Annotated in this window: 19 protein-coding genes; 16 read left to right on the forward strand and 3 right to left on the reverse strand. The window is 69.9% G+C overall.

The features are described from left to right. From ABTU92_RS27620 to ABTU92_RS27635, 4 genes are all read left to right on the forward strand, one after another. On the forward strand, window positions 1-969 hold a 969-nt coding region (locus ABTU92_RS27620; RefSeq protein WP_408094794.1), incomplete at its 5' end, for an ABC transporter substrate-binding protein. Between the two features lie 189 nt (window positions 970-1158). Then, window positions 1159-1632 carry a nucleoside deaminase gene (locus ABTU92_RS27625; RefSeq protein ID WP_408094795.1) on the forward strand — a complete coding sequence of 158 codons (474 nt, stop codon included), beginning with the start codon at window positions 1159-1161 and terminating at the stop codon, window positions 1630-1632. 7 nt (window positions 1633-1639) lie between these two features. Next, entirely contained in the window at window positions 1640-2140 is a 501-nt protein-coding gene (locus tag ABTU92_RS27630) for a thiamine pyrophosphate-binding protein (protein ID WP_408094796.1), read from the forward strand. Next, window positions 2137-2787: a thiamine pyrophosphate-dependent enzyme gene (locus ABTU92_RS27635; protein ID WP_408094797.1), complete on the forward strand. Its 651-nt coding sequence runs from the start codon at window positions 2137-2139 to the stop codon at window positions 2785-2787. Before ABTU92_RS27630 ends, ABTU92_RS27635 begins: the two co-directional genes overlap by 4 nt. A gap of 189 nt (window positions 2788-2976) precedes the next feature. On the opposite strand, the gene ABTU92_RS27640 is transcribed toward ABTU92_RS27635, so the two are convergent. Continuing rightward, window positions 2977-5331 carry a hypothetical protein gene (locus ABTU92_RS27640; protein WP_408094798.1) on the reverse strand — a complete coding sequence of 785 codons (2355 nt, stop codon included), beginning with the start codon at window positions 5329-5331 and terminating at the stop codon, window positions 2977-2979. Window positions 5332-5426: 95 nt separating this feature from the next. Here ABTU92_RS27640 and ABTU92_RS27645 point away from each other — a divergent pair, with 95 nt between their 5' ends. The 5 genes from ABTU92_RS27645 to ABTU92_RS27665 all read left to right on the forward strand — a co-directional run bounded on the left by ABTU92_RS27645 (window position 5427) and on the right by ABTU92_RS27665 (window position 10279). Continuing rightward, window positions 5427-5975: a dihydrofolate reductase gene (locus ABTU92_RS27645; RefSeq protein ID WP_408094799.1), complete on the forward strand. Its 549-nt coding sequence runs from the start codon at window positions 5427-5429 to the stop codon at window positions 5973-5975. A gap of 225 nt (window positions 5976-6200) precedes the next feature. Further along, a complete protein-coding gene (gene hflK, locus ABTU92_RS27650; protein WP_408094800.1) occupies window positions 6201-7343 on the forward strand; it encodes an FtsH protease activity modulator HflK in 1143 nt (380 codons plus the stop codon). Beyond that, the gene (gene hflC / locus ABTU92_RS27655; RefSeq protein ID WP_408094801.1) at window positions 7340-8275 is read left to right on the forward strand and encodes a protease modulator HflC; all 936 of its coding nucleotides are present in this window, start codon (window positions 7340-7342) and stop codon (window positions 8273-8275) included. The genes hflK and hflC overlap by 4 nt, the downstream gene beginning before the upstream one ends. 82 nt (window positions 8276-8357) lie before the next feature. After that, window positions 8358-8549 (forward strand): DUF2065 domain-containing protein, encoded by a 192-nt coding sequence (locus ABTU92_RS27660; protein WP_378477366.1) that lies wholly within the window; start codon window positions 8358-8360, stop codon window positions 8547-8549. 215 nt (window positions 8550-8764) lie between these two features. Further along, window positions 8765-10279 carry a DegQ family serine endoprotease gene (locus tag ABTU92_RS27665; protein ID WP_408094816.1) on the forward strand — a complete coding sequence of 505 codons (1515 nt, stop codon included), beginning with the start codon at window positions 8765-8767 and terminating at the stop codon, window positions 10277-10279. Between the two features lie 377 nt (window positions 10280-10656). Here the strand turns inward: ABTU92_RS27665 and tyrS are convergent, their stop codons facing one another. Then, complete coding sequence (gene tyrS / locus ABTU92_RS27670) at window positions 10657-11913, reverse strand: tyrosine--tRNA ligase (RefSeq protein ID WP_408094802.1); 1257 nt, start codon at window positions 11911-11913, stop codon at window positions 10657-10659. Between the two features lie 194 nt (window positions 11914-12107). Continuing rightward, entirely contained in the window at window positions 12108-12788 is a 681-nt protein-coding gene (locus ABTU92_RS27675) for an alpha/beta hydrolase (protein ID WP_111359419.1), read from the reverse strand. A gap of 332 nt (window positions 12789-13120) precedes the next feature. On the opposite strand from ABTU92_RS27675, the gene ABTU92_RS27680 reads away from it, so the two are divergent. From ABTU92_RS27680 to ABTU92_RS27710, 7 genes are all read left to right on the forward strand, one after another. Continuing rightward, a complete protein-coding gene (locus ABTU92_RS27680) occupies window positions 13121-14302 on the forward strand; it encodes a cysteine desulfurase family protein (RefSeq protein ID WP_408094803.1) in 1182 nt (393 codons plus the stop codon). Between the two features lie 137 nt (window positions 14303-14439). Beyond that, window positions 14440-15939 (forward strand): Fe-S cluster assembly protein SufB, encoded by a 1500-nt coding sequence (gene sufB, locus ABTU92_RS27685; protein ID WP_408094804.1) that lies wholly within the window; start codon window positions 14440-14442, stop codon window positions 15937-15939. A 113-nt stretch (window positions 15940-16052) separates the two neighbouring features. Continuing rightward, on the forward strand, window positions 16053-16811 hold the full coding sequence (gene sufC / locus ABTU92_RS27690) for a Fe-S cluster assembly ATPase SufC (protein WP_408094805.1): 759 nt from the start codon (window positions 16053-16055) through the stop codon (window positions 16809-16811). Between the two features lie 49 nt (window positions 16812-16860). Beyond that, window positions 16861-18207: a Fe-S cluster assembly protein SufD gene (sufD, locus tag ABTU92_RS27695; protein WP_408094806.1), complete on the forward strand. Its 1347-nt coding sequence runs from the start codon at window positions 16861-16863 to the stop codon at window positions 18205-18207. A 38-nt stretch (window positions 18208-18245) separates the two neighbouring features. After that, window positions 18246-19490, forward strand: coding sequence for a cysteine desulfurase (locus tag ABTU92_RS27700; RefSeq protein WP_408094807.1), 1245 nt, complete (start codon window positions 18246-18248; stop codon window positions 19488-19490). After that, the gene (locus ABTU92_RS27705; protein WP_408094808.1) at window positions 19487-19894 is read left to right on the forward strand and encodes an SUF system Fe-S cluster assembly protein; all 408 of its coding nucleotides are present in this window, start codon (window positions 19487-19489) and stop codon (window positions 19892-19894) included. Before ABTU92_RS27700 ends, ABTU92_RS27705 begins: the two co-directional genes overlap by 4 nt. Before the next feature lie 53 nt (window positions 19895-19947). Then, window positions 19948-20376, forward strand: coding sequence for a HesB/IscA family protein (locus tag ABTU92_RS27710; protein ID WP_408094809.1), 429 nt, complete (start codon window positions 19948-19950; stop codon window positions 20374-20376). The last annotated feature ends 12 nt before the right edge of the window (window positions 20377-20388 follow it).

Here is a 20388-nt window from a genome sequence, read left to right on the forward strand (position 1 = left end):
CTTCTCGGATCGGCTCTCACGCTGGACTGGAAGATCTCCGGCCCGCACGCCTTCTACTACTGGGCGAAGCAGAAGGGCTATTTCGCCGCCGAGGGGCTCGACGTCACCATCGACCAGGGCGAGGGCTCGGCCGCGACGGTGACGCGGGTGATGACCGGCGCCTACGACGCCGGCTTCGGCGACATCAACGCCGTGATGCAGAACGCCGCCGCCAAGCCCGGCGAGCAGCCCGTGATGGTCTATCTCGTCTACAACCGCGCGCCCTACGCCGTGATCGCCAAGGCGGACGGGCCGATCAAGAGCCTGAAGGACCTCGAAGGCCGCACCGTCAGCGCGCCGGCCGGCTCGGCGACGCTGCGCCTCTTGCCGCCGCTCGCCGCCAAGAACGGCTTCGACGCCTCGAAGGTGAACATCCTCAACGCCGCGCCGAACCTGATCGAGCAGATGCTGGTGCAGGGCCAGGCCGATGCCATCGCCCAGTTCTCGGTGACGAGCTGGATGAACTTCGTCGCCATGAAGCGCGATCCCGAGAAGGACTTCCGCTGGTTCATGTACAGCGACCTCGGGCTCGACCTCTACTCCAACGGTGTGATGGTCTCGCAGAAGCTCCTGAAGGAGAAGCCCGCGGCGGTGCGCGGCCTCGTCAAGGCGATCAACCGCGCCGTGATGGACGTCGCCGCCGATCCCGACGCCGCGACCAAGATGCTGGTCGGACTCGAGCCGCTGATCAACGCCGACATCGAGAAGCAGCGGCTCGTCTACACGATCAAGACGCTGATGATCTCGCCCGAGACGGCAAAGCTCGGTCTCGGCGATCTCGACGACGGCCGCCTCGCCGCCGCGATCAAGACGGTCGCCGACGCCTACGGCCTGGAGAAGTTGCCGGACGTACGCGCCGTGTTCGTCCGCGACCATCTCCCGCCCGCCGCGGAGCGCGACATTGCCGCCGCGGCCGCGAAGGCGAAGTGAGCGACGCCGCGCCCTCTCGGCTCGTCATGGCCGGGCTTGTCCCGGCCATCCACGATCTCGCCGAACGCGGCGTCGTGACGGGTCGCGAGGCCGAAAGACGTGGATGGCCGGGACGAGCCCGGCCATGACGAGTGAATAACCGAAGTCTGCGGGTTCGAGCGACCACGCGACCGACCAGGGCAATCTCAGATGACCGACCACCAAAAGTTCATGCGCCTCGCGATCGACGAGGCGAAGCGCGGGGCCGCCATGGGCGAGCAGCCGTTCGGTGCCGTGGTGGCGATCGGCGACGAGGTGATCGTGTCGACGCCGAGCCTGAAGGTCGGCACCTGCGACACCACGGCCCATTCCGAGACGCTCGCGATCGGGCTCGCGACCAAGAAGCTCGGGCGGCGCGAGATCCCGGAGGCGACCTTCTACTGCACCTGCGAGCCGTGCCCGATGTGCTGCGGCGCCGTGCTCAATGCCGGCATCAAGACCATGGTGATCGGGGCGCGCAACCGGCACGTCAAGCAGCACGCCAAGCTCGCCTTCAACTTCAAGGACTACACGGTGGAGCGGCTAGCCGAGATGGTCGGCTGGGACCTCACCGTGATCGAGGGCGTGCTCGAGGACGAGTGCGTCGCGCTCTACAGCGGCGCCGGCGTGCCGCTGACCCGGTGAGGGACGCATGACCCCGCAGGCCGTCGAAGCCGTGATCGCCGGGCTCAAGGCCGCCGGCGTGAGCGTCGTCTGCTATCTCCCGGACTCGCTGTTCAAGGAGCTCTATCCGGCGCTCGACGCCGATCCCGACATCCGCACCATCCGGGTCACCAACGAAGGGGAGGGCGCGGCGATCTGCGGCGGCGTGTTTCTCTCCGGCAAGCGCGCCGCGCTGGTGATGGAGAACTCGGGGCTGCGCGCGGCGATCGAGCCGCTCGCCCGCATGGGGATGGGGGCCGGCATCCCGGTCGTGATGCTGATGAGCTATCGCGGCGATCTCGGCGAGAACAACTGGTGGGCCGTGCCGCACGGCATGACCATGGAGCCGCTCCTGAACGCGATGCGGATCCCGTACCGGGTGGTCGACGAGGTCGCCAAGGTGAAGCAGGCCGTGCAGGACGCCGTCACCTGGTCCTACGCCTCCTATTATCACTCCGCCGTGGCGCTGACCGGAGGGCTGGTGCGATGAGCGCGACGGCACCTGATCAGATCGCTTCCAGTCCCAAGATGCACCGCTTCGACTGCATGCGCGCGCTGGCGCCGCTCCTGAAGGACGAGCTGGTGATCCTCTCGCTCGGCGCCAGCGTCGACGAGTGGTACACGGCCGCCCCGCACATGCGCGAGGCGAGCCTGTTCCAGCAGCAGCTCGGCTGCGTCACGCCGCAGGCGTTCGGGCTCGCGGTCGGCCTGCCGCACCGGCGCGTCGTGTCGCTCGACACCGACGGCGGCATGATGTTCAACCTCGGCATCCTGGCGACGCTCGCCAACGAGCAGCCGAAGAACCTGCTCGTCGTCGTCTGGGACAACGAGTGCTATCAGTCGATCGGCGGGCCGCCGACCCACACGGCGCAGGGGCGTGTGGACATCGCGAAGATCGCGCAAGGGGCCGGCATCGCCGAGGCCCACACGGCGACGACGCTGGAGGACTTCGAGGCGCTGTGCCGGCGCGGCCTCGCCGCGACCGCGCCGTTCGTGATCGTGGCGAAGGTGTCGAAGGAGAGTTTCCGCGACGTGCGCCGCAAGCACTCCGACGGGCGCGAGGACAAGTACATCTTCGTCCGCCACGTCGAGGCGACCGAGGGCATCGTGATCATGGGCCCGAGCGAGCACAACTGACGAGCGTCCGTTCGAATGTCGGCTGTCCGTCCTCACCCTGAGGAGCCCGCGCAGCGGGCGTCTCGAAGGGCGAGGGCGGCCACGATGTCTGCGGCCTCATGGTTCGAGACGCGGACCTTCGGTCCGCTCTTCACCATGAGGAGGGAGCTGGGTCGAGACGCCACACCGGCCCGGCTCACCGCCCTCCACTCACCGCCCGCCGAAGAAGAGCGCGGCGAGCAGGGCTGCGGCCAGCACCACGCCGGTGACGCGCAGGATCGTCAGCACGGTCTCGATCCGGTGCCGCGCGGCGTCGCCGACCGGGCGCACGACGATCTTGCGGCCGCGCAGCGTCGTCTCGAGGGCGTCGGCCGATCCCTCCGTTTCCGTCGCGTCGGCGCGGCGGAAGAAGCCGGCGACGGCGTAGTGCTCGCCACGGACCCGGTAGACCGGGATCAGCCGGTCGATCAGGAACAGCGGCCCGATCGGCCACAGCCGCCCGCCGGCCGTCCGGCCGTCCGGCAGGAAGCCGACCACGCCGAGGCCGAAGCGGAGCACGATCCACACGGCCGCGAGCGCGCCCGCCGCCCACCAGGCGAGCTTGCCGGGGCGCAGGCCGTGGTCGGCGAAGGCCCACATCGCCGCCGCGACGCCGGTGCCGATCAGGTCGCCGGCGCCCGACACGACGCTGCCGAAGCCGGCCCGGACATGGCCGCCGGCCGGCATCTCCGGCGGGGTCCCGGTGGGGCTCTCGGGCGGGCTCTCGGCTGCGGCCGCGATCCGCGCGCCGTCCGGGCAGAACCTCGCCACTGGCGGCAGCCAGCGCGCCAGGCGGCCGCACACCTCGATGCTGCGGCGGCGGATGCGCAGCTCGTCCGCCTCGGCGGAGGCTCCGGCCGCCGCGAAAGCGGCGGCGAACGGCGCGAAGGGCTGGGTCGACGGCGCCTGGTTGCGGTCGAGCCAGCGCAGCACCTCGACGACGTGCGGCGCCGCCGGAGCGGCGGCAGCCCCCGCCGCGGCTTCGCCGCTGCAGTGCTGCCGGCTCTTGACGAGTCGATCGAAACGCAGCCCGTCCAGGCGGCCGACCCAGGGGCGATCGAGATCGGAAAAGTCGAGCGCGACGGCGGACGCCGTGACGCCGGTCGCCGCGAAGACGTGCAGGGCGGCGACGCGACCGAAGGCGGGGTCGGCGAGGCGCACCGTCTGCACGGAGCGGTCGTCGCCCCACAGGTCGACGGCGAGCGTGCCGCCGATCGTGGTGCCGTCGAGCGCGACGACGGTGGCGGGATGGTAGGGATCCGGCACCTCGCCGTCGCGCGGCGTGCCCCAGGCGATCGGGCCGAGGCACAGGCCGGAGGCGATGGTCGTCTCGGCGACGACCAGCTTGAGCCGGCGCGGCGCCACGACCCCGTCGATCCCGACCGTGCGGGCGGTGCCGTCCAGCTGCGTCTCGGTCTCCTCGCGGCAGCCGCGCAGAAGGGCGTTCTCCTCGGCCGGCAGCTCGGGCACGGCGATCCGACGGCGCTCGGCCTCGGCGATGGCCGCGATGGCGGCGCTGCGGAACATTGTCTGGACATGCGTGGCGGGGCGGCCCTCGATGGCGTGCCGCCACCACGGATAGCGGGTGGCGAGCGGCCCTACGCCGATCGTCACCACCTTGCCGAAGCCGGCGTCGCGGGCGGTCAGCGCGCCGAGCGTGCTCGCCTCGATCCGCACGGCGCAGCGCGCCTCGCTCTCGTCGAGCGCGAGCGTGCCGCCGACCCGGGCGGCGCGGACCCACAGGCGTGAGACGGCGGCGCGGTCGAACTCGAGATCGCCGGCGACGGCGAGCCGCACCAGATGCGCGTCGAGGAAGACGATCGCGGTGGACTGGTGCCACGAGCCGTCCACCCTGGTGTCGACGACGCGCAGCCGGCGCACGAAGCTGCGGTCGAGCCGGACCGAGCCGGCGATCCGGACCGTGTCGAGCCGCAGCGTGTCGAGCAGAACCGCGTTGTCGAGCCCGAGATCGCCCTTCAGGTGCAGATTGCGCAGCTCGACCGGCCCGGCAAACACGCCGCGGTCGAGCAGCAGCGGGGCGGGCAGGTCGAGGTCGGCGAGGGCGAGGCCGTCGCAGAACAGCGCACCGACGATGCGGATGCCGGCCCGCGCCACCGCGGGGTCGCCGGCGAGCCGGGCGACCGCGTCGCGCGGCAGGCGGCGCGGATCGTCGCGGGCCGCGCAGGCGACCGACCAGTCGCGCTCGCCGAGCGGCATGCCGGCCTTCTCGGCCAGCGCCGCGCCGCTCCCGCGCGGAACGCAGGCCGGTCGCGGCGCCATCGCCATCTCGCGGCCGGCGGCGAGGCAGGCCGCGATGGCGTCGATCTCCGGCCGGACCGGACCGGCCGGGTACGCGAGCCCCCTGGACCACGGATCGGCGCCCGCCGCCGCCGCCAGCCAGAGGGTCGCGACGAGCGCCCGGGTGAGCGCCCGGGCGAGCCCTGGAACCGCCGATCGGATCGGGACTGCGAACCGGCCGAGACGGGCGACGGCGGGCCGAGCGGTCCGGTGCGCGAGGCTGTACACTGGACTGCTCCCGTCGGGTGAGTCGCCGTTTCGTGTTACCCCGATGATGATCGGAATGAGAACGTTTCGCAACTATAGCGTGTTTTCATGAAGTTATGCACTGCAAAACCAGAGTCGGCCACGTGACACGGCGCCTCCCGCTCGTCCTCGTCGCCGCCGTGGCGGACAACGGCGTCATCGGCCGCGACGGCGCGCTGCCCTGGCGCTTGAAGTCGGACATGCGGCATTTCCGCGCCGTCACGCTCGGCCATCCGGTGGTGATGGGGCGCAAGACCTTCCAGTCGATCGGCAGGCCGCTGCCCGGCCGCACCACCATCGTGGTGACCCGCGATCCCGCCTTCGCGGCGGCCGGCACGGTCGTGACCGGCTCGCTCGCCGCGGCGCTCGCGGTGGCGCGGGCCGATGCGCTGCGGCGCAGCGCACCCGCGATCATGCTGGCCGGCGGCGGCGAGCTCTACCGCGAGGCGATGCCGATCGCCGACCGGCTGGAGATCACCCGGGTGCATGCATCGCCGGCGGGTGATGCCGTCTTTCCGGCCATCGACGCCGCCGTCTGGCGGGCCGTGGCCCACGCCACGGGCGAGCAGGGCCCCGAGGACACGGCGCCGTTCGGCTTCGTTACCTACGTGCGGAGCGAGGACTAGCCGGGGCCGCGCCGGCGGCGCCCGGGCAGCCGCGGCGCGCCGCCGCAAGTCCATGCGTTGAAACGGGGGTTGGTTTCCTATAACCCAAGCCACATCTCAGCGGAACGCTCCGGCCGGAGATCTCGCGCGCGACTGGGATTCGCGCCGGACCGCGCCGGATGTCGAGGCCGGACATGGCCGAGGCCGGGCATGGTCGAGGCCGGACGTAGAGGAAAGGCAGCATAGATGCCGTGGAGCAATCAGGGCGGCGGACCGTGGGGATCGGGCCCCAAGGGACCGTGGGGGACGGGGCCGCAATCGTCGGGTCCGACACCTCCCGATCTCGAGGAGCTCCTGCGCCGCAGCCAGGATCGGCTCCGCCGCGTGCTGCCGGGCGGCAGCCTGGGCGGCAAGGGAATCGCCATCCTGGTCGGCGTCGCCGTGCTGCTGTGGGGCGCCTCCGGCTTCTACCGGGTCGAGCCCGACGAGCTCGGCGTGGTGCTGCGCTTCGGCAAGTACAGCCGTGACGCGACGCCCGGCCTGAACTACCACCTGCCGTATCCGATCGAGTCGGTACTCACCCCGAAGGTGACGCGCGTCAACCGCATCGACATCGGCATGCGGGTCATCGAGGACATCCGCCGCGGCACCACCATGCGCGACGTCCCCGAGGAGAGCCTGATGCTGACCGGCGACGAGAACATCGTCGACGTCGACTTCTCGGTGTTCTGGGTGATCAAGCCGGCCGGCGGCGCCAGCCAATACCTGTTCAACATCCAGAACCCGGAAGGCACCGTGAAGGCGGTCGCCGAGAGCGCCATGCGCGACGTGATCGGCCGCTCCGAGGTGCAGCCCATCCTCACCGGCGCCCGCCAGACCATCGAGACGGCCGTGCAGGATCTGATGCAGCGCACCCTCGACCAGTACGGCGCCGGCATCCAGATCACCCAGGTGCAGCTCCAGAAGGTCGACCCGCCGAACCAGGTCATCGACTCGTTCCGCGACGTCCAGGCGGCCCGCGCCGACCTGGAGCGCGCCCAGAACGAGGCGCAGACCTACGCCAACCGCGTGGTGCCGGAGGCGCGCGGCCGCGCCGCCCAGATCACCCAGGCGGCGGAAGCCTATCGCGAGCAGACCGTCGCCGAGGCGCGCGGTCAGGCCGGCCGCTTCAGCAAGATCTACGAGGAGTACAAGAAGGCGCCGGAGATCACCCGCGAGCGCCTCTACCTCGAGACGATGGAGCGGCTGTTCGGCGGCACCGACAAGATCATCATCGATCCGTCGACCAGCGCCACCGGCACGGCCGGCGGCGTGCTGCCCTATCTCAATCTCGACGAGCTCGGCCGGCGGCAGGCGCAGCCGCGCACCCAGACGGGAGCCGCCCGATGAAGACCGGCATCGCGGGCGGCATCGCCGCCGTCGTCATCCTGCTGATCCTGGTGCTCGGCTGGGCGTCGGTGTTCACCGTCTATCAGACCCAGCAGGCCCTGGTGGTCCGCCTCGGCGACCCGCGCCGGATCGTCACCCAGCCCGGGCTGCACTTCAAGATCCCGCTGATCGACAACGTGATCTACGTCGACAAGCGCATCCTCGACCTGGAGAACCCGGCCCAGGAGGTGATCGCCTCCGACTCCAAGCGGCTCGTGGTCGACGCCTTCGCCCGCTACAAGATCGTCGACCCGCTGCGCTTCTATCAGACGGTCGGCTCGGTCGAGGGCGCCAACTCGCGGCTCGCCACGCTGCTCAACTCGGCACTGCGCCGCGTGCTCGGCGAGTCGACGCTGACCAACGTGGTCCGCGACGAGCGGACCCAGATGATGGCGCGGGTGCGCGAGCAGCTCGACCGTGAGGCGCACGCCTTCGGCATCAACGTGGTGGATGTCCGCATCCGTCGCGCCGACCTGCCGGAGCAGAACAGCCAGGCTGTCTATCAGCGGATGCAGACCGAGCGTCAGCGCGAGGCGGCCGAGTTCCGCGCCCAGGGCAGCCAGCGGGCCCAGGAGATCCGGGCGCGCGCCGACCGCGACGTGACCGTGCTGGTCGCCGACGCGACGTCCAAGGCCGAGCAGACGCGCGGCGAGGGCGACGCGACCCGCAACCGCATCTTCGCCGACGCGTTCGGGCAGGATCCGGACTTCTTCACCTTCTACCGCTCCATGCAGGCCTACGAGGCCGGCCTGAAGCCGGGCGAGACGCGGTTCCTGCTGCGGCCGGATTCCGAGTTCTTCCGCTACTTCACCAATCCGAGCGGAGGTCGGCCGGCCGCCCAGGCGGCAGCCCCCGCCCGCACGGCGCCGCCCGCGGCGGCCGCCGCGCAGTGATCCGACCGGGCCCGGCGTCGCGGCGGCGCCGGGCCCGGACTTCGGTGCGGACCCTGGTCCGCGTCCGCCTTCGAGGCCATCGATGTCCGCGTTCCTGGTCGCTCTCGGCCTCGTCTTCGTGATCGAAGGGCTGCTGTTCGCCGCCTTTCCGGGACCGGCGCGGCGCGCCGCGCTGGCCCTTCTGGAGACGCCGGAAACCACGCTGCGGATCGTCGGCGTGGTCAGCGCGGCGCTCGGCGTCGCCTTGATCTGGATGATCCGCCAGCTATCCTGACGGACGAGACGCGGCGCGAGCCGCCATTCCGCCCGAATTCGTCCGTAATCCCGCGGGCCGCTCGCAGTGTTGTCGCGTCGGACGCGGGCGTGTCGCGAGCGGTATCGCAGTGCTCGTCTGCGCCGACGATGTCCGCGCGTGCCGCGGTCCCGCGTCGCGTTCGCTTTCCAGTTCCGCGTTCCCGAGTTCAGATGTCCCGAGGAGATCGCCAGGTGATGGCCGGCCTTTCGTTCGAACGCTTCCGCCCGATCCGGCGCCCGCTCGTCGCGGCCGCGCTCGCCGCCGCCGTCCTGCTCGCAGGCGTGCCCGCTGCGCTCGACAGCCGCGCCTTCGCGCGTGGACCCGACGCCATCGCCGACGTCACCGAGAAGGTGATGGACGCGGTCGTCAACATCTCGACCTCGCAGACCGTGCAGGCGCAGGGCAACGCCGTGCCCAACCTGCCGCCGGGCTCGCCCTTCGAGGAGTTCTTCGAGGAGTTCTTCAAGAACCGCCGCGGCGGCCAGCAGGGCGAGAACGGCCCGCGCGAGCGCACGCCGCGCCGCGCCAACTCGCTCGGCTCGGGCTTCGTGATCGATCCGTCCGGCATCATCGTCACCAACAATCACGTCATCGCCGACGCCGACGAGGTGACGGTGATCTTCAACGACGGCACCCGCCTCAAGGCCGAGATCCTCGGCCGCGACAAGGAGGTCGATCTCGCGGTGCTGAAGGTGACGACGGACAAGCCGCTCAAGGCGGTGTCGTTCGGCGATTCCGAGCGGCTGCGGATCGGCGAGTGGGTGGTGGCGATCGGCAACCCGTTCCAGCTCGGCGGCACCGTGACGGCCGGCATCGTCTCGGCGCGCAACCGCGACATCAACTCGGGCCGCTACGACAACTACATCCAGACCGACGCCGCGATCAATCGCGGCAACTCGGGCGGCCCGCTGTTCAATCTCGACGGCGAGGTGGTCGGCATCAACACGGCGATCATCTCGCCGTCGGGCGGCTCGATCGGCATCGGCTTCGCGGTGCCGTCCAAGACCGCGATGCCGATCATCGATCAGCTCCGCCAGTTCGGCGAGACGCGGCGCGGCTGGCTCGGCGTGCGCATCCAGCAGGTGACCGACGAGATCGCCGAGAGCATCGGCATCAAGCCGGCGCGCGGCGCGCTCGTCTCCGGAGTCGACGAGAAGGGCCCGGCGAAGCCGGCCGGCATCGAGACCGGCGACGTGATCGTCCGCTTCGACGGCAAGGACATCAAGGACATGCGCGACCTGCCGCGCATCGTCGCCGAGACCCCGGTCGGCAAGGACGTCGAGGTTACGATCCTCCGCAAGGCCAAGGAGGAGAAGAAGACCGTGAAGCTCGGCCGTCTCGAGGACGGCGAGAAGCAGGCGGCGCTCACGCCGAAGCGCAACGGCGGCGCCCCGGAGGACAAGTCGGTCGTCAAGTCGACGCTCGGCATCGACCTCGCCAATCTCTCCGACGACCTGCGGAAGCGCTTCAAGATCAAGGACACGGTGAAGGGCGTGGTTATCACCGGGGTCGACTCGAAGTCGGCCGCGGCCGAGAAGCGCCTCGTCGCCGGCGACGTGATCGTCGAGGTCTCGCAGGAGACGGTGGCGAACGCCGCCGACGTGCAGAAGCGCATCGACGCCCTCAAGAAGGACGGCCGCAAGTCGGCGCTCCTGCTGATCGCCAGCGCCGACGGCGACCTCCGCTTCGTCGCCATCGCGCTGCAGTAGGGGGCGGCCACCGTCGTCGCGTCCGAGTCCGGGCCTCGTCCTTCGAGACGGCCGCTTCGCGGCCTCCTCAGGACGAGGTTTTCGGTCGTTCGATGACGTAGCGCTGCTCTGTCGTCGTCATCGATCCTCATCCTGAGGAGCGCTCCGCAGGAGCGCGTCTCGAAGGATGTGGCCCGTACCGGTCACCGGACGAGCGCCGGGCGACGCGGATTCGGTTGCAAGCTCCCATCTCTCCCCTCATCCTGAGAAGCCCGCGCAGCGGGCGTCTCGAAGGATGCGGCCCCGGGGCCTCATGGTTCGAGACGCGGCCTGCGGTCGCTCGTCACCATGAGGAGCAAAGCTGTGCCGTGCGACGGCCCGGAGGCCGCGCGCGCGCCTCACTCGGCCTTCAGGAGCACGTGCTTCTTCTTGCCGAGCGACAGCTTGATCACGCCGTCGGCGGTGACGTGCTGCGGCCCGAGCAGCATCTTCTCGTCCGTCACCGTCACGTCGTTGACCTTGAGGCCGCCGGCCTTGACCTGGCGGCGGGCCTCACCGTTGGAGGCGACGAGGCCGGTCTTCTCGGCGAAGGCGACGAGCACCCCGAGGCCCTTGTCGAGATCTTCGCGCGAGACGGCGACGGTCGGCAGGGTCGCGGCGAGGGCGCCTTCTTCAAAAGTCTTGCGGGCCGTCTCGGCGGCCTCCTCGGCGGCGGCGCGGCCGTGCACCAGCGCGGTCGCCTCGGTGGCGAGGATCTTCTTCGCTTCGTTGATCTCGGCGCCGCCGAGCGCGGCGAGGCGATCGATCTCGGCGAGCGGCAGCAGCGTGAACAGCTTGAGGAACGCGACGACGTCGCCGTCCTCGGTGTTGCGCCAGAACTGCCAGTAGTCCCACGGGCTCAGCATCGCGGCGTCGAGCCACACGGCGCCGGCCGCGGTCTTGCCCATCTTGGCGCCCGAGGCGGTGGTGAGCAGCGGGCAGGTCAGCGCGTGGAGCTGATGCGTGCCCATGCGGCGGCCGAGATCGATGCCGTTGACGATGTTGCCCCACTGGTCGGAGCCGCCCATCTGCAGGTTGCAGCCGTAGCGCCGGGCCAGCTCCACGAAGTCGTAGGACTGCAGGATCATGTAGTTGAACTCGATGAAGGAGAGCTCCTGCTCGCGCTCCAGCCGGAGCTTCACCGAGTCCATGGTCAGCATGCGGTTGATCGAGAAGTGGCGGCCGACCTCGCGCAGCATCTCGATGTAGTTGAGCGTCGTCAGCCACTCGGCGTTGTCGGCCATCACGGCGTCGGTCTTGCCCTCCCCGAAGGTCAGGAAGTTCGAGAACACCCGCTTGATGCTGTTCTTGTTGTCGTCGATCTGCTCGTAGGTGAGCATCTTGCGGGTCTCGTCGCGGCCCGAGGGATCGCCGACCCGGGTCGTGCCGCCGCCCATCAACGCGATCGGCTTGTTGCCGGTCTGCTGCAGCCAGTGCAGCATCATGATCGTGATCAGGTGGCCGACATGCAGCGACGCCGCCGTGCAATCGTAGCCGACATAGGCGACGAGCGCGTTCTTCTTCGCCAGCCCGTCGAGCCCGGCCGCATCCGACACCTGGTGGATGAAGCCGCGGCTCTCCAGGGTGCGGAGAAAATCGGACTCGTACGTGCTCATGACCCTCGTCCTCGCTGCGGGGAGAAATGGCGTCGCGGTCGCGTCGCGCCGCCCCGGACAATATCGGTCGCGCCGACGATCGGCGCACAGGCGCGATCGGCGCCGGACCGCGGCCGGTGTATCAGGTCCGGCGTGGTTTTCAAACGGACCGGCCGGCCGGCGTGCCCGGCGAGGGGATGCCAGGCGCCGGCGGCTCAGCCGGTGCGGCGGCCGCGCGGCTCGGGGCGGGTGGTCGCGGTGGCGAGGCGCTTGTCGAGATACGAGGTGATGGCCTGCATCAGCGGCTCGATCTTCTGATCGAAGAAGTGGTTCGCCGACGGGATCACCTTCTGCTCGATGACGATGCCCTTCTGGGTCTTGAGCTTCTCGACCAGCGTCTGGACGTCCTTGTAGGGCACGACCGCGTCGCGCTCGCCGTGGACGATCAGGCCCGAGGACGGGCAGGGGGCCAGGAACGAGAAGTCGTAGAGGTTGGCCGGCGGGGCGATCGAGATGAAGCCCTCGATCTCGGGCCGCCGCATCAGGAGCTGCATGCCGATCCAAGCGCCGAACGAGAAGCCGGCGATCCAGCAGCCGCGCGCTTCCGGATTGATGGCCTGGGCCCAGTCGAGCGCCGAGGCGGCGTCGGACAGCTCGCCCTGGCCGTGGTCGAACGAGCCCTGGCTGCGGCCGACCCCGCGGAAGTTGAAGCGCAGCACCGAGAAGTTGCGGTGCGCGAAGGCGTAATAGAGCTGGTAGACGATCTGGTGGTTCATCGTGCCGCCGAACTGCGGATGCGGATGCAGCACGATGGCGATCGGCGCGTTCTTCACCCGCGACGGGTGATAGCGCCCCTCGATCCGGCCGGCGGACCCGTTGAAGATGACCTCAGGCATGCTCTCGAACCTCGTCCTGCCGGGCGGTGCTGCGGCACCGCCGCCCCGACCTCGCCGCGGCGCCCTTGACGTCGCCGGCGCGGCCCGCCTATCTGACTACGACGCCTCGAATTTCCGGAATGGGTCCTGGCCGTTGGACGGCGGTGACGCCGGTCGGTGGCGCGGCGCCATGGTCTAGCATGAGCACCGGGGCGAAAAGCAAGGTTTTCGTGCAGCCGGCGCAGTCGGGCCGGCCCGTCGCCCGGACGGCCATCCCCGATCCGAACGGCGGCTGATCCGCCCGGACCGCGGCCTCGTACCCTCTATCGGACCCGGAGCTCCGCCCCAAGACCATGAGCGAGCGCGCCTATCTCGATTGGAACGCCACCGCGCCGCTGCGCCCGCAGGCGCGCGCCGCGATGCTGGCGGCGCTCGACGCCGGCAACCCGTCCTCCGTACATGCCGAGGGACGGGCGGCCCGCGCCCTGGTCGAGGAGGCCCGCGCCGCGGTCGCCCGGCTGGTCGGGGCGGCGCCGCGCAACGTCGTCTTCACCTCGGGCGGCACCGAGGCCAACACGCTCGCCCTGACGCCGGGGCTCGCGGTCGGTCCCGACACGGCGCCCCGCGACCGCCTCCTGGTGTCGGCGATCGAACATCCGTCGGTGCGGGCCGGTGGCCGGTTTCCGACGAACGCTGTCGACATCCTGCCGGTGACGTCCGACGGACGTGTCGATCTGGCCGCCTTGGCGGCCCGGCTGGCGGCCCTCGCCGTTGAAAAGATTGGGCTTCGGCCGTTGGTATCGCTCATGCATGCGAACAACGAGACCGGGGTGGTGCAGCCGATCGCCGCCGCGGCGGAGCTGGTCCACGCGGCCGGAGGGATCCTGCATGTCGACGCCGTCCAGAGCGCCGGGAAGATTCCCTGTGACATCGGGGCGCTCGGGGCTGACCTGATGACGCTGTCCGGCCACAAGATCGGCGGGCCGAAAGGCGTCGGCGCCCTGGTGCTGCGCGACGCGGACATCCACGTCACCGCGCCGGTGCTGACGGGCGGCGGGCAGGAGCGCGGCACCCGCGCCGGCACCGAGAACGTCGCGGCGATCGCCGGCTTCGGCGCCGCCGCCTTGGCGGCCGCACAGGATCTCGCGACGGCCGGTCCGGCCATGGCCGGACTGCGCGACGCCCTGGAGGCCGGCGTGGCGGCGGCCGCCCGCGGAACCGTCGTGATCGGGCAGGGTGCCCCGCGCCTGCCCAACACCAGCCTCCTCGCCCATCCCGGGCTCAAGGCCGAGACGGCCGTGATCGCCCTCGACCTCGCCGGCGTCGCCGTGTCGTCGGGTGCGGCCTGCTCGTCCGGCAAGGTCGGCGCCTCGCAGGTGCTCGCCGCGATGGGCGTGCCGGCCGATCTCGCCGCCGGCGCCGTGCGGGTGAGCCTCGGCCCGACAACCAGTGAACGCGACGTTTCGACCTTCGTCGACGCTTGGAAGCAGCTCGTACGTAGACTATCTAAGGGAGGATGCGGTATTGCCGCGTGACCCGTTCACATGTGAGCCGGTCGGGACCCGACCGGCCGCAACCGCCCCGTTCATCATCGCAGGTGATCTTCCACAGGACGAACACCATAGGGCAACATCCAACCCGCGGTCCTTGAAACCGCAGTGGAGGGAATGAGATGCCGGCCGTGCAGGAGACCGTCGAGCAGGTCAAGAGCATCGACGTCGACCAGTACAAGTACGGTTTCGAGACGCAGATCGAGACCGAGAAGGCGCCGAAGGGACTGTCCGAGGACATCGTCCGCTTCATTTCGGCCAAGAAGAAAGAGCCCGCCTGGCTGCTGGAGTGGCGGCTGGACGCCTATCGGCGCTGGCTCACCATGGACGAGCCGACCTGGGCGCGCGTCGATTATCCGAAGATCGACTACGACGATCTCTACTACTACGCCGCCCCGAAGGCCTTCGTGGCGCCGAAGTCGCTCGACGACGTCGATCCGGAGATCCTGCGGACCTACGAGAAGCTGGGCATCCCGCTGCGCGAGCAGGAGATCCTCGCCGGCGTGGTGCGCGAGGACGGGACCGAAGGCCCGGCCGGCGGCACCCGGGTCGCGGTCGACGCTGTGTTCGATTCGGTGTCGGTGGCGACGACCTTCAAGGAGGAGCTGAAGAAGGCCGGCGTGATCTTCATGCCGATCTCCGAGGCCGTGCACGAGCATCCCGAGCTGGTGCAGAAGTATCTCGGCTCGGTCGTGCCGGTGACGGACAACTTCTTCGCCACCCTGAACTCCGCCGTGTTCTCGGACGGCTCGTTCGTCTACATCCCGCCGGGCGTGCGCTGCCCGATGGAGCTGTCGACCTATTTCCGCATCAACGAGAAGAACACCGGCCAGTTCGAGCGCACCCTGATCATCGCCGACAAGGGCTCCTATGTGAGCTACCTGGAAGGCTGCACGGCGCCGCGCCGCGACGAGAATCAGCTGCACGCCGCCGTGGTCGAGCTGATCGCGCTCGACGACGCCGAGATCAAGTACTCGACGGTCCAGAACTGGTACCCGGGCGACTCCGAAGGCAAGGGCGGCATCTACAACTTCGTCACCAAGCGGGGCGACTGCCGCGGGGCCCGATCGAAGATCTCCTGGACCCAGGTGGAGACCGGCTCGGCCATCACCTGGAAGTACCCGTCCTGCATCCTCCGGGGAGAAGGTTCGCGCGGAGAATTCTACTCGATCGCGATCTCGAACGGCCGCCAGCAGGTCGATTCCGGCACCAAGATGATCCATCTCGGCAAGAACACGACGAGCCGGATCATCTCCAAGGGCATCGCGGCGGGCCGCTCCGACAACACCTATCGGGGCCTCGTCTCGGCCCACCGCAAGGCGACCGGCGCGCGCAACTTCACCAACTGCGACTCGCTCTTGATCGGCTCGCACTGCGGCGCCCATACGGTCCCGTACATCGAGGCGAAGAACGCCTCCGCCGTGTTCGAGCACGAGGCGACCACCTCGAAGATCTCCGAGGACATGCTGTTCTACTGCATGCAGCGCGGTCTCTCGCCGGAAGAAGCGGTGGCGCTCGTCGTCAACGGCTTCGTCCGCGACGTGCTCCAGCACCTGCCGATGGAGTTCGCCGTCGAGGCCCAGAAGCTGATCTCCATCAGCCTGGAAGGCTCGGTCGGCTGATCGACACGTCCGCGGCGGCGATGTGCAGACACGCCGCGCGGATCCTCATCCCATTCGACGCGTGACGCCCGGCCGCTGCGATGCAGGGCGGGACAACACGAGGTGAAATCGAAATGTCGCTTCTGGAAATCAAGAACCTCGAGGCCTCCGTCGAGGACCGTCAGATCCTCCGGGGCGTGAACCTCACCGTGAACCCGGGCGAGGTGCACGCCATCATGGGCCCGAACGGCTCGGGCAAGTCGACGCTGGCGCATGTGCTGTCCGGCAAGGACGGCTACGAGGTGACGGGCGGCGAGGCGCTGCTCGACGGCGTAGAGCTCCTGGACATGGCGCCGGACGAGCGCGCCGCGGCGGGCCTGTTCCTCGCCTTCCAGTATCCGATGGAGATCCCGGGCGTCGCCACCATGACGTTCCTGCGCACCGCGATGAACGCGCAGCGCAAGAAGCGCGGCGAGCCGGAGCTCTCGACGCCGGAGTTCATGAAGCGGGTGCGCGAGGAGGCCAAGAACCTCTCGATCGATCCCGAGATGCTCAAGCGCCCCGTCAATGTCGGCTTCTCGGGCGGCGAGAAGAAGCGCGCCGAGGTGCTGCAGATGGCGCTGCTCCAGCCCAAGCTCGCGATCCTCGACGAGACCGACTCGGGGCTCGACATCGACGCGCTGAAGATCGCGGCCGAGGGCGTGAACCGGCTGCGCTCGCCCGAGCGCGGCATCATCGTGATCACGCACTATCAGCGGCTGCTCAACCACATCGTCCCGGACATCGTCCACGTGTTTTCGCGTGGTCGTATCGTTCGCACCGGCGGCAAGGAGCTGGCGCTCGAGCTCGAGGCCAAGGGCTACGCCGACTACGAGCAGGAGGCGGCGGCCTGATCGCAGATCGCGCCGTCCGAGCCCCGACCGCATAGCGGATGACCTGATCATGACCCGACCGACGACCGCCAACACCGATGCCGCGAGAACCGACGCCGAGCAGGCGATCGCGGCTGCCTTCGACGGCGTGAAGGACCGGCTGCCCGGCGCCGCGCCGGTGAGCGCGCGCCGCGCGGCCGCGTTCGAGACGTTCGCTGCCGCCGGCCTGCCGACCCGCCGCGTCGAGACGTGGAAGTACACGGATCTGCGCGCCCTGATGCGCGAGGCGAAGCCCTTGGCGCAGCCGCCGGGCGAGATCGGCAAGGTGCGGGCGCGCGCCGCCGGCGCCCTCCTGGCCGACGCCGAGCTGCGCCGGATCGTGATCGCCGACGGCGTCTTCGTGAAGGATCTCTCCGACCTCGACGGGCTCGAGCCCGGCCTGTCGATCGGCTCGCTCGCCGATGCCCTGACCCGCGGCGACTCCGAGGTGACGGGGCAGCTCGGCGCCCAGAGCCCGGCCGAGAAGGACGTCGCCTTCGCGCTCAACACCGCCTTCATGGGCGACGGCGCCGTGATCCGGGTGGCACCCGGTGCGAAGGTCGCGCGGCCGATCCATCTCGTCTTCTGCTTCACCGGCCCGGTGCCGGCGGCCGTGTACACCCGCTCGCTGCTGAGCGTCGGGGCAGGGGCCGCCGTGACGCTGGTGGAGAGCCACGAGGGGCCGGACGGTCTCGACTATCAGATCAACACCGCGCTCGATGTCGTCGCCGGCGACGGCGCCGAGATCGACCACGTCAAGATCGGGCTCGACGGCGCGTCGGCTCTGCATGTCGCGACGCTGACGGCGGCGCTCGGCCCGCATGTTCGTTACAACGATCTCGTCGTCGCGCTCGGCGGCGCCGCGGTGCGCAACCAGCTCTTCGTGCGCTGCGACGGCTCCGGCATCGCGCTGTCGCTCAACGGCGCGACCATGCTGAAGGGCCGCCAGCACGCCGACGCGACGCTCGTCGTCGATCACGCGATCGGCGGCTGCGTCAGCCGCGAGACCTTCAAGGGCGTGCTCGACGGCGAGAGCCGCAGCGTCTTCCAGGGCAAGATCGTGGTGCGCCCCGACGCGCAGAAGACCGACGGCAAGATGGCCTCGCACGCGCTTCTCCTGTCGGAGACGGCCGAGGCCGACCACAAGCCGGAGCTCGAGATCTTCGCCGACGACGTGGTCTGCGGCCACGGCGCCACGGCCGGCTCGCTCGACGAGGATCTGCTGTTCTATCTGATGGCGCGCGGCATCCCGAAAAAGGAGGCCGAGACGCTGCTGATCCAGTCCTTCGTCGGCGAGGCGATCGACACGGTGACGAACGAGGGCATCCGCGACGCCCTGACGGCCGCGACGGCGCGGTGGCTCGAGGCACGGGAGTAGCACGAGGCGCGGTCCGTCGGACCGCGCGTGCGCATCACATGACCCATCCTGCGGTACAGAACGGCTCCTACGACGTCGCCCGCATCCGCGAGGACTTTCCGGCGCTGTCGCTGAAGGTCTACGGCAAGCCGCTCGTCTATCTGGACAACGCCGCCTCGGCCCAGAAGCCGACCGCGGTGCTCGATCGGCTGACGCATGCCTACACGCACGAATACGCCAACGTGCATCGCGGCCTGCACTACCTCGCGAATGCGGCCACCGAGGGCTACGAAGGTGCGCGCGAGAAGGTGCGGGCGTTCATCGGCGCGGCGCGTGCCGAGGAGATCGTCTTCACCCGCAACGCCACCGAGGCGATCAACCTGGTCGCCCAGACCTTCGGACGCGAGCGCATCGGCGAGGGCGACGAGATCGTGCTCTCGATCATGGAGCACCACTCCAACATCGTGCCGTGGCATTTCCTGCGCGAGCGGCAGGGCGCCGTGATCAAGTGGGCGCCGGTCGACGACGAGGGCAACTTTCTCCTCGACGAATTCGAGAAGCTGCTGACCGATCGCACCAAGATCGTCGCCATCACCCAGATGTCGAACGGGCTCGGCACCATGGTGCCGGTCAAGGAGGTGGTGCGCCTCGCGCATGCGCGCGGCATTCCGGTGCTGGTCGACGGCGCGCAGGGCTCCGTGCATCTCGACGTCGACGTCCAGGACATCGGCTGCGACTTCTATGTGATCACGGGCCACAAGCTCTACGGCCCGAGCGGCATCGGCGCGCTCTACGCCCGCTACGACATCCTCGAGAAGATGCCGCCCTTCCTCGGTGGCGGCGAGATGATCCGCGAGGTGTTCGAGGACCGGGTCACCTACGGCGACCCGCCGCACCGCTTCGAGGCCGGCACGCCGGCGATCGTCCAAGCGATCGGCTTCGGCGCGGCGCTCGACTACATCACCTCGATCGGCCGCGACCGCATCCGGGCGCACGAGGAGACGCTGCTCGCCTACGCCACCGATCGGCTGCGCGAGATCAACTCGCTCCGCATCATCGGCACGGCGCGCGAGAAGGGGGCCATCGTCTCGTTCGAGATGAAGGGCGCGCATCCGCACGACATCGCCACCATCATCGACCGGTCCGGTATCGCGGTGCGGGCCGGCACCCACTGCGTGATGCCGCTCCTGGCGCGGTTCGGCGTCACGGCCACCTGCAGGGCGAGCTTCGGGCTTTACAACACGGTCGAAGAGGTCGACCGTCTGACCGAGGCCCTGATCAAGGCGCAGGATATGTTCGCATGAACGACACGACGAAGGCGGCCGAAGCCGCTGCCCCGGCGACTGCCGGCGCGAACGCGACGGTGGCGGCGCCGTCCGGCTCGGCGCTGCCGGCCGAGGAGATCCGGCGCATGACCGACGACATCGTCGCGGCGCTGAAGACCGTCTACGACCCGGAGATCCCGGCCGACATCTACGAGCTCGGCCTGATCTACCGGATCGAGATCAACGACGACCGCTCGGTGGCGGTCGACATGACCCTGACGACGCCCAACTGTCCCTCGGCCCAGGAGCTTCCCACCATGGTGGAGAACGCGGTGCTGACGGTGGCCGGCGTCGGCCCGGTGGACGTCGCGGTGGTGTGGGATCCGCCCTGGGATCCGAGCCGGATGTCCGACGAGGCGCGGGTCGTCCTCAACATGTGGTAGGCGCCGGTCGCGGCGCCCCGGCGGTGGCCCCCCGGCCGCGAGGGAGAGACGAGATGGCGCAAGAGATCGTGAGCCCGGAGACCACGGGTCCGCAATCCGCGAGCAGGCCCGCCGCGACCCGGCGGCCGCGGCCGCAGGTGATCCGGCTGACCGACGCCGCCGCGGCGCGGCTGAAGCAGATCATGGCGAAGGCGGAGACGCCGATCGCCGGCGTGCGCATCGGCGTGAAGAACGGCGGCTGCGCCGGCATGTCCTACACGATGGAGTACGCCGCCGCGGTCGCGCCGACCGACGAGGTGATCGAGGACAAGGGCGTGCGGGTGCTGGTCGACCCGAAGGCCGTGCTGTTCCTGCTCGGCACCGAGATGGACTTCAAGACCGAGAAGCTCTCCGCCGGCTTCGTGTTCAGCAACCCGAACCAGGTCTCGGCCTGCGGCTGCGGCGAGTCGGTGCAGATCACGCCGGCCGACACCGAAGCGTAACGGCGGGCAGGG

The sequence above is a fragment of the Rhodoplanes sp. SY1 genome, assembly GCF_046000175.1.
GTDB lineage: Bacteria > Pseudomonadota > Alphaproteobacteria > Rhizobiales > Xanthobacteraceae > Rhodoplanes.

Bases quoted from the DNA above. Each gene is read 5' to 3' on its own strand.
- ABTU92_RS27660 (WP_378477366.1), top strand. From the start codon at position 8,358: ATGTCCGCGTTCCTGGTCGCTCTCGGCCTCGTCTTCGTGATCGAAGGG.
- ABTU92_RS27700 (WP_408094807.1), top strand. From the start codon at position 18,246: ATGACCCATCCTGCGGTACAGAACGGCTCCTACGACGTCGCCCGCATC.
- ABTU92_RS27625 (WP_408094795.1), top strand. From the start codon at position 1,159: ATGACCGACCACCAAAAGTTCATGCGCCTCGCGATCGACGAGGCGAAG.
- ABTU92_RS27665 (WP_408094816.1), top strand. From the start codon at position 8,765: ATGGCCGGCCTTTCGTTCGAACGCTTCCGCCCGATCCGGCGCCCGCTC.
- ABTU92_RS27675 (WP_111359419.1), bottom strand. From the start codon at position 12,788: ATGCCTGAGGTCATCTTCAACGGGTCCGCCGGCCGGATCGAGGGGCGC.
- ABTU92_RS27630 (WP_408094796.1), top strand. From the start codon at position 1,640: ATGACCCCGCAGGCCGTCGAAGCCGTGATCGCCGGGCTCAAGGCCGCC.
- sufD (WP_408094806.1), top strand. From the start codon at position 16,861: ATGACCCGACCGACGACCGCCAACACCGATGCCGCGAGAACCGACGCC.
- tyrS (WP_408094802.1), bottom strand. From the start codon at position 11,913: ATGAGCACGTACGAGTCCGATTTTCTCCGCACCCTGGAGAGCCGCGGC.
- sufC (WP_408094805.1), top strand. From the start codon at position 16,053: ATGTCGCTTCTGGAAATCAAGAACCTCGAGGCCTCCGTCGAGGACCGT.
- hflC (WP_408094801.1), top strand. From the start codon at position 7,340: ATGAAGACCGGCATCGCGGGCGGCATCGCCGCCGTCGTCATCCTGCTG.
- ABTU92_RS27680 (WP_408094803.1), top strand. From the start codon at position 13,121: ATGAGCGAGCGCGCCTATCTCGATTGGAACGCCACCGCGCCGCTGCGC.
- sufB (WP_408094804.1), top strand. From the start codon at position 14,440: ATGCCGGCCGTGCAGGAGACCGTCGAGCAGGTCAAGAGCATCGACGTC.
- ABTU92_RS27705 (WP_408094808.1), top strand. From the start codon at position 19,487: ATGAACGACACGACGAAGGCGGCCGAAGCCGCTGCCCCGGCGACTGCC.
- hflK (WP_408094800.1), top strand. From the start codon at position 6,201: ATGCCGTGGAGCAATCAGGGCGGCGGACCGTGGGGATCGGGCCCCAAG.
- ABTU92_RS27645 (WP_408094799.1), top strand. From the start codon at position 5,427: ATGCACTGCAAAACCAGAGTCGGCCACGTGACACGGCGCCTCCCGCTC.
- ABTU92_RS27710 (WP_408094809.1), top strand. From the start codon at position 19,948: ATGGCGCAAGAGATCGTGAGCCCGGAGACCACGGGTCCGCAATCCGCG.
- ABTU92_RS27635 (WP_408094797.1), top strand. From the start codon at position 2,137: ATGAGCGCGACGGCACCTGATCAGATCGCTTCCAGTCCCAAGATGCAC.